General features: G+C 74.9%; 7 protein-coding genes. 4 read left to right on the top strand and 3 right to left on the bottom strand.

Features of this window, described 5'->3' with window-relative positions:
* Positions 1 to 52 precede the first annotated feature (52 nt).
* Positions 53 to 3,256, top strand: a complete 3,204-nt coding sequence (locus DEI81_RS11400; RefSeq protein ID WP_111010839.1) for a UrvD/REP family ATP-dependent DNA helicase — start codon at positions 53 to 55, stop codon at positions 3,254 to 3,256.
* 83 nt (positions 3,257 to 3,339) lie between these two features.
* Positions 3,340 to 6,543 carry an ATP-dependent DNA helicase gene (locus DEI81_RS11395; RefSeq protein WP_111010908.1) on the top strand — a complete coding sequence of 1,068 codons (3,204 nt, stop codon included), beginning with the start codon at positions 3,340 to 3,342 and terminating at the stop codon, positions 6,541 to 6,543.
* A 3-nt stretch (positions 6,544 to 6,546) separates the two neighbouring features.
* Here DEI81_RS11395 and DEI81_RS11390 read toward each other — a convergent pair whose 3' ends face one another.
* On the bottom strand, positions 6,547 to 7,548 hold the full coding sequence (locus DEI81_RS11390; protein ID WP_111010838.1) for a phosphotransferase: 1,002 nt from the start codon (positions 7,546 to 7,548) through the stop codon (positions 6,547 to 6,549).
* Positions 7,549 to 7,695: 147 nt separating this feature from the next.
* On the opposite strand from DEI81_RS11390, the gene nudC reads away from it, so the two are divergent.
* Together nudC and DEI81_RS11380 are read left to right on the top strand one after the other, a co-directional pair.
* Positions 7,696 to 8,631: an NAD(+) diphosphatase gene (gene nudC / locus DEI81_RS11385; RefSeq protein ID WP_111010837.1), complete on the top strand. Its 936-nt coding sequence runs from the start codon at positions 7,696 to 7,698 to the stop codon at positions 8,629 to 8,631.
* Positions 8,632 to 8,702: 71 nt separating this feature from the next.
* Positions 8,703 to 10,418 (top strand): ATP-dependent helicase, encoded by a 1,716-nt coding sequence (locus DEI81_RS11380; RefSeq protein WP_111010836.1) that lies wholly within the window; start codon positions 8,703 to 8,705, stop codon positions 10,416 to 10,418.
* Here DEI81_RS11380 and DEI81_RS16265 read toward each other — a convergent pair.
* The gene (locus DEI81_RS16265) at positions 10,309 to 11,262 is read right to left on the bottom strand and encodes a hypothetical protein (protein WP_181435400.1); all 954 of its coding nucleotides are present in this window, start codon (positions 11,260 to 11,262) and stop codon (positions 10,309 to 10,311) included. The two genes, DEI81_RS11380 and DEI81_RS16265, sit on opposite strands and share 110 nt — an antisense overlap.
* Positions 11,263 to 11,343: 81 nt before the next feature.
* Positions 11,344 to 12,705: a zinc-dependent metalloprotease gene (locus tag DEI81_RS11370; protein WP_111010834.1), complete on the bottom strand. Its 1,362-nt coding sequence runs from the start codon at positions 12,703 to 12,705 to the stop codon at positions 11,344 to 11,346.
* Positions 12,706 to 12,736 lie beyond the last annotated feature (31 nt).

Here is a 12,736-nt window from a genome sequence, read left to right as displayed (position 1 = left end):
CGCACATGCGCGCCGTCCCGGTGGTGTCGGCGGCCCTCGGTAGCGTGACGGCGTGCCGACCGCGACCTCGACGACCAGTGCGCCCCGCCGTGCCGTCCTGCGCGACGCCGGGCTGACCGGTCGCGGGCGGGCGGGTGCCGCGGTGGTCGTCGCCCCGGTCCTCCTGGACCCCGCGCAGCGGTCCGTGCTCGCGCTGCCGCACGACACGTGCGCCGCCGTGATCGGTGCGCCGGGCACGGGCAAGACCACGGTGCTCGCGCAGCTCGTCGCCCACCTGCTGTCCGAGCCCGGGGGCGTCAGCGCCGACGGGTACACGAGCATCCTGACCCTGACGTCGTCGCGTCCGGCCGCCACCGCCCTGCGGGACCGCCTGGCGGCGGCCGCGGACCGCGTGGTGCCCGGCGCGCTCGCCCGGACCGTGAACTCGCTCGCCTTCCAGGTCGTCACGCACGCCGCAGCGCTCGTCGGGCAGGAGGCCCCGACGTTGCTGACCGGTGGGGAACAGGACGCGGTCCTCGCCGACCTCATCGCCGGGCACGCCGTCGACGGCACCGGCCCGGCCTGGCCCGATCCGATCACCCCTGCCGTCCGCGAACGTGCCGGCTTCCGGACCGCGCTGCGCGACGTCATGATGCGCACGGTCGCCGCCGGCATCGAGCCCGACGACATGCGCGAACTCGCAGGCGACCACGGGCGCCCGGAGTGGGCGGCCGTCGGGGACCTCGTCGACGAGTACCGCGCGGCGGTCACGGCGTACCGCGAGACCGCGCTCGACGCGGCGGAACTCGTGGCGTTCGCCACCGCGGCCGTGGCGCGGGGCGAGGTGCCGCCCGCGGTCGCCGCGCTCCGCCACGTCCTCGTCGACGACGCCCAGGAACTCGTGGAGGGCGAGGTCGCGTTCCTCGGTGCGCTCGCCCGACGGGGCGTGCGGATCGTCGCCTTCGGCGATCCGGACATCGCCTCGAGCGCGTTCCGCGGCGCCGAGCCCGACGTGCTCGGCCGCCTGGCGGTCCGGCTCGGCGTGCCGGTCGTGCACGAGGTCGTGCTCGACACCGTCCACCGACACCCGCCCGCGATCCGGGCGCTCGTGAGCGCCGTCACCGCCCGGATCGGTGCGGCGGCCGCGGGGCGGCAGCGGGTGGCGGCCGCCGCGGGTGCGGACGACCGGGCCGACGCCGTGGTGCACCTGGAGGCCCCGAGCCGCGCCGGCCTCGTGGCCGCCGTCGCCCGTCGGTTGCGGGAACACCACCTGTTCGACGGCGTGCCGTGGGAGCGCATGGTCGTCGTCACGCGGAGCGGGGCAGCCGTGCCGGACCTCGTCCGCGCCCTGGCCGTTGCCGAGGTCCCCGCCACCGCCGCGAGTGCTCCGGCGCGCCCGCGGGACGACGTCGCCGCTCGGGCGCTCATCGACGCGGCGGCGGTCGCCCTCGGGGTCCGCGCGCTCGACCCCGCCCTCGCCACCGCGTTCGTGTCCGGGCCGCTGGGCGGCCTCGACGCCCTCGCGGTACGGCGGCTGCGGCTCGCCCTGCGCCGCGAGGAGCTCGCCGCCGGGGGCACGCGCCCGGCGGACGACCTGCTGGTCGAGGCGCTCTCCGGCCCGGACCGCTTCACGACGATCGACGCGGGCTTCGCGCGCCGAGCCGGACGCCTCGCGGCGAGCCTCGAGCGGGCGCGCCGCGATGCCGCCGGGGGCGCCAGCATCGAGGAACTGCTCTGGGGGCTGTGGGAGCGCAGCGGACTCGCCCGCACGTGGGGCGGGCAGTCGGCCGCCGGCGGTGTCGGCGCGGCCGAGGCGGACCGGCATCTCGACGCGGTGGTCGGTCTGTTCACGGCGGCGAAGCGGTTCGTCGAACGCACACCGGACGCCCCGGCGCGTGTGTTCGTGGACGACCTGCTCGGCGCCGACCTGCCCGAGGACACGATCGGACCCGACCGGACCGCCGGCCGGGTCCGCGTGGTGACGCCGCTCGCGACCATCGGGGTGGAGTGCGACGTCGTGGTGGTGCTCGGACTCCAGGACGGCGTGTGGCCGAACACCCGCGTCCGTGGCAGCTTGCTCGACCCCGACGGCCTCGTCCGGGCCGCCGCCGGGATCGAGCGCACACCGACCGACGAGCGCGCCGCCGTGGTCGCCGACGAGCTGCGGCTGTTCGCCAGGGCGGTGTCCCGCGCGACGACACAGGTGGTGCTCGGCAGCATCGCCAACGACGACGAGGCTCCGAGCCCCTTCCTCCGGCTCGTCCCGGTGCCACCCGACCGCACGCCGAACCCCCACCCGCTCTCGCTCCGGGGCATGGCCGGGTCCCTGCGCCGACGGGTCGTGACCACCGGCGATCCGGAAGCCGCATCGGCCCTGGCACGCCTGGCGGCGGAGGGCGTCCCCGGGGCCGATCCGGACGAGTGGTACGGCATCGCCGAGCCGAGCACCGACCGACCCCTCGTCGACCTGACGGCGGAACCGGTGGTGCCGGAGGACGGCGGGGTGGCCGTGCCCCCGACCGTCGCCGTGTCGCCGTCGCGCATCGGGACCTTCGAGGAGTGCCCGCTGCACTGGTTCGCCCAGTCCTTCGGCGGTGGCGCACCGAGCCCGGCCATGGGCATCGGGACGATCGTCCACGACGCCATGGAGCACGCGACCGACGTCGACGTCGAGTCGCTCTGGCGCAGCGTCGAGGACCGGTGGTCCGAGCTCGTGTTCGAGTCCGACTGGATCGCCGAGCGGGAACGCGCTCGGACGCGGCGGATGATCGAGGGTCTCAGCGACTACCTCCGCACCGCTGCCGCCGCCGGCCGTCGCGTCCTCGGTGCCGAGGCGTCGTTCGTGCTGGTGACCGGCCCCGCTCGCCTCCGCGGCAGCATCGACCGGATCGAGGAAGCGCCCGACGGCACCGTCAGCGTCGTCGACCTGAAGACGGGGACGACGATGCCGGGCAAGTCCGCCATGCCGGAGCACGCACAGCTGGGTGCGTACCAGCTCGCGCTCGCCGACGGGGCGGTGGAGGGCCTCCCGGCCGACGTCCCCGTGTCGGACGCACGGCTCGTGTTCGTCGCGAGCGGGCAGGGTGGGCACGCGTTCACGGAACGGGTCCAGCCCGCGTTCGACGACGACGCCCGCGCGTCCTACCGGCAGCGCCTGCACACGGTCGCCGAGGGCATGGCCGGACGCGTGTTCGTCGCCCACGTCGACGACCACTGCGAGCGCGCCCGGACCGGTGTCGAGTGCCGGATCCACGTCGTCGGGGAGGTCACCTGGTGACGGGCGCCCCCGCCGCGGAGCAGGACCGGCACGCCGAGGTCGCGCCGACGGCATCGGCGGACGCGGCGGCCCCGTCGGCTGCGATGCACGCGGCGGCCCGCCCCGCGGCGCGGTACTCGGCGGACGCGATCGCCGACGCCCTCGGGCGGCCTCGCCCCACCGACCAGCAGCGCGCCGTGATCGAGTCGCCGCTCGCGCCGGCGCTCGTCGTGGCGGGCGCGGGGAGCGGGAAGACCGAGACCATGGCCTCCCGGGTCGTGTGGCTGCTCGCGAACGGCGCGGTGCGCCCGGACGAGGTGCTCGGCCTGACCTTCACCCGCAAAGCCGCCGGTGAGCTCGGCGTGCGGATCAACGACCGGATCGCCGCGCTCGAGGGCGCCGGGCTGATCGAGCCCGCCGACGCCTTCGAGGCCCCGACGGTCTCCACCTACAACGCCTTCGCGAACGCGGTGTTCCGCGAGAACGCCCTGCTCGTCGGGCGTGACGGCGAGTCGCAGGTCCTCACGGAGCCGTCGGCCTGGCAGCTCGCGCGACGCGTCGTGGTCGCCGCCCAGGACGACCGCCTGGCGGGTCTGGGCCGGAACGTCGACACCGTCACCGCGGCGCTCGTCGCCCTCAACGGCGCGATGAGCGAGCACCTGGTCGACCCGGACCGGCTCCGTCGCTTCGCGGAGCAGTTCACCGCGCTGCTCGAACTCCCCGCCACCCGGGGCAAGCCGTCGGCCGCGCTGGTCGGGACGGTGCCGGCCGTCGGCGGACTCGCGCCGCTGGTGGAGCTGGTCGAGACGTTCCGACGCCAGAAGACCGAGCGGGGCTTCGTCGAGTTCTCCGACCAGATCGCCCTCGCCCTCGCCGCGGCCGAGGCGGCACCGCGCGTCGCGGACGACCTGCGCGCCCGCTACCGGGTCGTGCTCCTGGACGAGTACCAGGACACGTCGGTCGTCCAGACGCGGTTCCTCGCGCGGCTGTTCCGCGGGCACCCCGTCATGGCCGTGGGTGACCCGCACCAGTCCATCTACGGGTTCCGCGGGGCGAGCGCGGCCAACCTGGCACGGTTCCCCCGGGACTTCGGCGCGGACGACGCGTCGCCCAGGACGTACGCGCTCTCGACGAGCTGGCGGAACCCCGTGTCGGTGCTCGTCGGGGCGAACGCCCTCGTGGCGCCGCTCACCGAGGCCGCGCGCGTCCGCGTCGAGGAACTCAGCCCCCGACCGGGTGCGGAGGTCGGCACGGTCGAGGCACGGTTCCCCGAGACCCTGCCGGAGGAAGCCGCTGCGGTCGCTGACTGGTTCGCCGCCCGGCGGGCGGCGCGACCCGGCACGTCGATGGCACTGCTGCTCCGGGCCCGGAAGGACCTCGCGGCCTTCACCGCGGCGCTGGGCCACCGCGAGGTGCCCTACCGCGTGCTCGGCACCGGCGGCCTGCTCCAGCGGCCGGAGATCGTCGACCTCGTGGCCTGCCTGCGGGTGCTGCACGACCCGTCCGCCGGCAACGAGCTCATCCGCCTGCTCACGGGCGCACGCTGGCGCATCGGTCCCGCCGACGTCGTCGCCCTGCAGCGCGTCGGCCGGTGGCTGTTCGAGCGCGACCACACGCACGCGCGTCTCGACCCCGCGGTCGCGGACGCGTTCCGGGGCTCGGTCGCGGCCGGCGAGCACGGGTCGCTCGTCGACGCCCTCGACTTCGTCGCGACCGCACCCGACGAGCACGGGGCGACCGCCGACATCAGCGCCGAGGGGCGACTCCGGATGCGGGCGCTCGGTGCCGCCCTCTCGGCGCTCCGCGCCCGCGCCGGCGGTGACCTGGTCGACTTCGTCACGCTCGTGGTGCAGGAGATGCGGCTCGACGTCGAGGTCGCGGCGCACGAGCAGGGCGCGTCCGACCACCTCGACGCCTTCCTCGACGAACTCGCCGGGTTCGTGGCGACGGACGACCGAGCCGATCTCGGCTCGTTCATCGGCTGGCTCGACGCGGCCGCGCGCCGCGACGACATGGGGCCGCGGAGCGAGGAGCCGGAACCCGGCACCGTCCAGATCCTGACCATCCACGGGGCGAAGGGGCTCGAGTGGGACGCCGTCGCGGTCCCGCGGATGGTGGAGGGCGCGCTGCCGGCCCGTCCGCAGGAGGGCTCGACCGGCTGGCTCGGCTTCGGGCGGCTGCCGTACGAGTTCCGCGGCGACGCCGACGAGCTCCCGCATCTCGCCTGGCGGGGTGCCGAGACCCAGAAGGCGGTCGCGGACGCGATCGCGACCTTCAAGGAGGCCGTCGGGCGCAGCAACCTCGACGAGGAGCGCCGGCTCACCTACGTGGCGCTGACCCGCGCACGGCAGGCGCTGCTCGTGACCGGCTCGTACTGGGGGACCGGCGTGCGCCCGACGGAGCCGAGTCGCTACCTCGCCGACCTCGTCGCCGCCGGTGTCGTGGATCCGGACGCGATCCCGGCGGGGACCGAGTTCGACGAGAACCCGCTCGCCGACTCCGGCGCGACCATGCCGTGGCCCCACCTGCCGTTCGGCGAACGGGGCGCGCGTGTCCTGGCGGCCGCCGACCGGGTGCGGGCAGCGCACCCGGGTGCCGCCGGACGGTACGCGGCCGACCTCGACCTCCTGCTCGCCGAGCGACGCGCCGCTCACCGCGACCGGCACGTCGTGACCGTGCCCCACCGGATCCCGGCCTCGGGGTTCAAGGACTACCTGACGGAACCCGCCGCGGTCGCGGAGCGGCTCCGTCGCCCGATGCCGGAGCGGCCCTACCGGGCGACCCGCCTCGGGACCCTGTTCCACCAGTGGGTCGAGCGCCGGGCCCGGCCGTCGGGGTCGCTCGAGACCCTCGACGCCTGGGACGGCGAGCTCGACGCCGACGTCGACGAGCACGGCGGCACGGCCGCTGCCCCGTCCGACGACGACGCCCGGCGGCTCGCCGAGTTCCAGGCCACGTTCGCACGGTCCCGCTGGGCCGACCGCACCCCGGTCGAGGTGGAGCGCGAGATCCACATCCCGTTCCTGGGGCACAGCGTCGTGTGCAAGCTCGACGCCGTGTACGAGATCGACGGGCGGATCGAGATCGTCGACTGGAAGACGGGGCGCGCGCCGTCCGGGGCCGAGGACCTGGAGCGGCGGCAGCTCCAACTCGCGCTCTACCGCGTGGCGTACGCGGAGTTCACCGGACGGCCGGTCGAGGACGTCGACGCGGTCTTCTACTTCGTCGCGGACGACCTCGAGGTGCGTCCAGCGGAACTGCTCGACCGAGCCGGTCTGGAGCGCGCGTGGGTGCGTGCGATCGGCTGATCGTCAGGCGTGCCGGCGCTCCGTCGACGACAGCAGCTGCTCCACCTCGGTGATCTCCATCGTGTCCGGCGACGCGGCCTGGAGCGGCTGGGCGAGGGGCGAGTGCACCACGTCGACGAGGCGGTGCATCATCGCGACCGCGTCGTCCACGACCTCGGTGCTCTTCACCTGGACGCCGTGCAGGAGCCACTGGGCGGTCTCGAGCTCGTGGTAGAGCCGCGCCCGTTGCGGCACCTGCCGGTCCCGGGCGCCGCCGCCGGCTGTGTAGGCGTGCATGACCGTCTCGAAGGCGGACGCGTTCCGTGCGCTGAGGACCCAGGCGAGATCTCGTGCCGGGTCGCCCAGCCGGAGCTCGCCCCAGCCGAGGACGCCGCTGACGTGGTCGCCCACGACGAGCACCCGATCCGCGGCGAGACCGCCGTGCACCACCGTCGGGGTGAACTGCCACAGCTGTTGGTCGCGCGCGGCGCCCTCCCACCGTTCCGTGAGCGCCGCCGGCACGAGCCCGGTGGCGACGGCCCGGTCCATCACCGACACCGCCGAGCGGAGGATCTCGAACGGTGTCAGCGACGGCAGTCCCGCGTCCGTCACGAAGCTCGTGGGGAGCGCGTGGACCGCGGCGATCGCGCCGCCCAGCGCGGTCGCCAGATCGGGTCGCTCGACGAGCGCGCCGAGGTCGACGTGCGTGCCGTCCACGTAGGTGGTCACGATCGCACGGGTCTGGCCGATGGGCGCCTGTCCGCGGTACTCCGGCACCGCGAACGGGAGGCGCGTCCGGATCCCGGTGCTCAGCGCACGGATGGCGACGAGGTCGGCCGACTGACGCCCCTCGGCTCGCTGGCTGCGTGGACGTCGGATGACGAGCTGCTCGCCCTCGGCGTCACGGAGGACCGCCGAGTCGTAGTCCCCGGCCTGCGCGGAACCGAGCGTCCGGGTGCCGGTGACCACGAGCCCCGGAACGGCCGTGGTGGCCAACGCCGCTAGAGTGAAGTGGGAACCCGCCATGTCCTCAAGGGTAGGTCGGTGCCCTGGTGTCGAACCGACGCCACGCTGTCTCCCGGACGATCATCGCCGCGCACTCGACGCGGCGGTCCCGCCTGGCGTCCCACCGTCTCGGCGTCCGCCCGGGCGCATCGCAGAGAGGACCGCATCGTGTCGCAGGAGTTCGTCGATCGTCTGCCGCTCGCCCGGAACGAGCTCGACCGCGACGGCGAGTACCGGGAGACACCGGACCTCGAGCGGCGGCTCCGAGCCGACCGCGAGACGCGGTTCCTGCCCGTCCGCCGCGCCGCGTTGCTGCGGGAGCCGGACGGTGTCCTGCGGTTCGTCGACGCGGCCGCGATCCCCGAGGGCACCACGCTGCTGTACCTGGGGCGCGCGCTCGCGGACGCCCCGGACGCACCGCGCGGTACCCGGTTCGTCGCGGCCTTCGTCGACGACGCCACTGCCGCCGCCATCGAGCCGGACGACACGGCGTGGGAGAACCTCCGGATGTTCGGCACCGAGCTCTCGGCCCGTGACTCCGGCATCGCGGTCGAGGCCGTGGCCATGGCGAACTGGCACGCGGTGCACGGGTTCTCGCCGAGGACCGGCAGCGCCACGACGACCGAGCGTGGCGGGTGGGTGCGGCGCGACCCGGAGGGCCATGAGCACTTCCCCCGGACGGACCCGGCGATCATCGTGGGCGTCACCGACGGCGAGGACCGCCTGCTGCTCGGCTCGAACGCCGCCTGGGAGCCCGGCCGGTACTCGCTCCTCGCGGGCTTCGTCGAACCGGGCGAGAGCCTCGAGGACGCCGTGCGCCGCGAGGTCTTCGAGGAGTCGGGCGTCCACGTGGAGGACCCGGTCTACCTCGGATCCCAGCCGTGGCCGTTCCCCGCGTCGCTCATGCTCGGGTTCCGCGCTCGCGCCGTGGGCGGGGACGCCTCGACGATCCGGCCCGACGGTGTCGAGATCATGGACGTCCGCTGGTTCTCGCGTGCGGACCTCGCGGCGGTCGCCGGACGCTCGGTCCACCTGCCCGGTCGGACCTCGATCGCTCGCGCCATCATCGAGGACTGGTACGGAGCCGAACTCGACGTCCCCTGACGTCGATCGGCCCGGCGTCCCGGCGTCCCGCTGACGAGCCGGACCGAACCGCACGAGAGGGGAGATCGCCCATGGACCCCGAACGCCTGCTCGAGGCGCTCGACCCGGAGCAACGGACCGTCGCACGGCGCCTGCTCGGACCGGTGGCCGTCCTGGCGGGTGCCGGGACCGGCAAGACCCGTGCGATCACACACCGCATCGCGTACGGCGTGGCGACGGGGACGTACGCGCCGAGCCACGTGCTCGCGCTGACCTTCACGACCCGCGCGGCCGGCGAGCTCCGCGCGCGCCTCCGAGCACTCGGCGCCGGTCAGGTCGCCGCCCGCACCTTCCACGCGGCCGCCATGTCCCAGCTGAGCTACTTCTGGCCCGACACCATCGGGGGTCCGGCGCCGCGCATCGTCGAGTCGAAGGGCCGCCTCATCGCGCACGCGGCCGACACGATCGGCATGGGTGTGGACACCGCTGCCCTCCGCGACCTGGCCGCCGAGGTCGAGTGGCGGAAGGTGCAACGCCTGACACTCGAGGAGTACGAGGCCGCCGCGGCCGATCGCGCGATCCCGACCGGGACGACGCCGCGCCGGGTCGTCGACCTCATGCGTGCGTACGAGGACCTCAAGGACGATCGTCGGCAGCTCGACTTCGAGGACGTCCTGCTCGCGACGCTCGGCATGGTCGAGTCGGAACCGCGGGTCGCGTCGTACGTCCGGCAGCAGTACCGCTTCTTCGTCGTCGACGAGTACCAGGACGTCTCCCCGGTGCAGCACGACCTGCTCCGAGCGTGGCTCGGTGACCGCGACGACGTGTGCGTCGTCGGGGACGCCTCGCAGACGATCTACTCGTTCGCGGGTGCGTCGAGCCGGTACCTCCTCGGTTTCGGCACCGACTTCCCCCGCGCCTCGGTCGTCCGCCTCGAGCGGAACTATCGGTCGACGACCGAGGTCGTCCACGTCGCGAACACGCTCATGCGCGGGCAGCCGGGGGCGCTCGACCTGGAGGCCCGCACGGACGAGCCGGGGCGCCCACCGGAGGTCGTCCCGGTCGCCGACGACGCGGCCGAGGCGCGCGAGGTCGCCCGCCGCGTCGCCGATCGCATCGCCGGCGGGGCGCGGCCGTCGGAGTGCGCCGTGCTGTTCCGCATCGGAGCGCAGTCCGCGGCGCTCGAGGCGGCACTCGGGCGCGCGGGTGTCCCGACGCGCGTGCAGGGCGGCCCACGGTTCTTCGACCGGCCGGAGGTGCGCCAGGCCGTGCTGCTCCTCCGGGGGGCGGCGATGAGCATCACGGACGAGCCGGTGACGAAGACCGTGTCCGACGTCCTGCGGTCCCTCGGCTGGGCCGCGTCGCCGCCCGATGCCGCCGGTGCGGGTGCGGTGCGCGACCGGTGGGAGGCGCTCCAGGCGATCATGGGCCTCGCTGAGCAGGCCGCGCCCGGCACCACCCTCCAGCGCTTCGCGGCGGACCTCGTCGACCGCGAGGCGACCCATCACGAACCCGAGGTCGAGGCCGTCACGCTCTCCACCCTCCACTCGGCGAAGGGGCTCGAGTGGCCGCACGTGACGATCGTCGGGGCGTCGGAGGGCCTCTTGCCGATCTCGTACGCGACGACGGACGCCGAGGTCGACGAGGAGCGCCGCCTGTTCTACGTCGGGGTCACGCGGGCGCGGGCCTCGTTGACGGTCACGTGGGCGCGGCGGGGATCGGGGCGCGGAGGAGACCGTCAGCCGAGTCGTTTCCTGGCAGCGCTCGGCACGCGCACCGTGGATGCGGCAGCACCGTCCGGCTCGTGACCGCGAGCGTCTCGCGGTCGACGAACACCTGCACGCCAGCCGCGTGACCGGTGGTGGCGTCCCGGTCAGCGGACGTGTCGCCGTCGCCGTCGCCGACGCCCTCGCCCTCGCCGTCGGTGACCGAGGTCGTGATCGGTCCGGCGCCCGTCCCGGTGCCCAGCCGGTCGAGCGCCAGGCGGCACGCGATCGCGGCCACCGCTGCCGCGCGGTGGGGTGACAGCGGCGCGGCGCGTCGCCCCCACAGTTGTGTCGCGAGCGTGGGCCAGTGATCGTCCTCGTCCACCCGCGCGAGCTCGACGCAGTGCAGGCACGGACCGCGGTCCGGCTCGACGACGGGGCCGACCCGGACGCGCCCGTCGCCGACGACGACGGTGAGCTGCGGGAGGTCGCGGAGCAGCCACGCCGACCGCAGGGCGGGATCGAGGACGTGGTCCGCGACCGCCAGAGCCAGGTCGGCCTCCGGGGTCGCCGGTCCATGCGGTTCCCCCGCTGGAGGATCGGGCTGGGCCACCGTCACGCCCTCGCCGCGCAGGTGCCCCTGCAGCAGGTCGACGACCGGCCCGGATCCGTGGAGTTCGACGCACCGTCGGCGTGCGACCGGCCGGTCGACCAGCACGGGCGCGACCGCCGCGAGCACGCCGGCCGCCGCGGCCGGGCTGCACCGGGCCTGGGCGGCGAGAGCGGGGAGGGCCTCACGGCTCGTCTCGCGCCGGAGGGACGTCAGGAAGCGCTCCTCCGCCACGGAGGCGACGGGGACCACAGCCCGTGGCGGATCCACCCCGATCTGCACCGTGTGCAGGTCGCGCCAGACGAACTCGAGCGACGGATCGATGCGGATGCCCATGTCCGGCAGTCTCGCCGGTCCGGGGCGGACGGCTCCCGGACCTCCCGGCAGCTGTGGAGAACCGGGACCTGTGGACGAGCGCTAGTCGTCGTCGCGCGCCGTGCCGTCCGGCGACTCGTGCGGACGGTCGTCCGTCGTGTCGTTGAGCAGGTCCTCGAGCGCGCGGTCGATGTCGTCGGAGGCCGTGCCCGGGTCCCGCAGCCGCGCGACGAGCGCGTCGGGGTCGTCGATGTCCGCGGACGTCGGGACGAGGTCCGGGTGCGACCAGAGCGTGTCGCGCTGCTCCGGGCCCAGCTCGTCGACGACCCGCTGCCACATCGCCGCGGCCTCGCGTAGCCGCCGCGGCCGGAGTTCGAGACCGACCAGCGTGGCGAACGCGGACTCCGCGGGACCGCCCGCGGCGCGACGTCGACGCACCATCTCGGCGATGGCGGCCGACCGGGGCAGGCGCGTGGTCGCCGCCGCGGTCACGACGTCGACCCAGCCCTCGATCAGCGCGAGCATGGTCTCGAGTCGCGCGAGCGCCTGGTCCTGCTCGGGCGTCCGCGGGGGGATGAGGGCGCCGCTCGACAGGGCGTCGCGCAGCTCCTCGGCGTTCGAGGGGTCGAAGCCGCTCGCGAGTTCCTCGATCGCGGAGGTGTCGACGTGGATGCCACGTGCGAACTCGGTGATCGAGGAGATGAGGTGGAGGCGCAGCCACCGCGCCGAGCGGAACAGGCGCGCGTGCGCGAGCTCGCGGACCGCCAGGTAGATCCGGACCTCGTCGACGGGGACGTCGAGGCCCTCGGCGAAGGCGGCGACGTTCTGCGGCACCAGGGCGGCCTGCTGGTCGTCGAGGAGCGGGACCCCGACGTCGCCGCCGGACACGACCTCGGTCGCGAGCTGCCCGACGACCTGTCCGAGCTGCACCGCGAACAGGGCGCCGCCGACGCTCCGCATGATGCGACCGGCACCGCTGAGCATGCTCCGGAGCTCCTCGGGCGCCTGCTGGTCGATGACCTCGGTGAGGGCGTCGGCGATGCTCGTCGCGACGGGCTCGGCGATCTGGCTCCAGACCGGCATCGTCGCGGACGCCCACTGCTCGCGTGTCATGAGGCGCGGCGCCGCGGTGAGCTCGGCGACCGAGGTGACGTCGTCCAGCCACAGTGCGGCGACCTGGAATGCCTGCGTCAACGCGGCGCTCGTCGCCGGGTCGACGCCCTGGCCGCCCTCGCGAGCGATCGCGACCGCGCGCTCCGTGGCAGCCGAGAAGTCGATGCCGTCGCCGCCGGCCCGGACGGCGTCCTGCAACTGCCCCATCAGCCGGGCGACGAAGGCCGGGTCGTTCGGGAGCCCCGCGGCGCCCGCGAGCTGGGACGGATCGATGTCGGCACCGCCGGAGAGGAGGCGGCGCAGCATCTCCTGGAACTCGTCGTCCGGTTGCCGCTGCGGATCATCAGCCATGCGCACTACGCTAACCGCTGCCCTGCACCCG

The sequence above is a fragment of the Curtobacterium sp. MCBD17_013 genome (assembly GCF_003234565.1).
Taxonomy (GTDB): domain Bacteria; phylum Actinomycetota; class Actinomycetes; order Actinomycetales; family Microbacteriaceae; genus Curtobacterium.
Note: the sequence above shows the minus strand (reverse complement) of the source record. Positions and strands in the feature narration are given on the sequence as shown.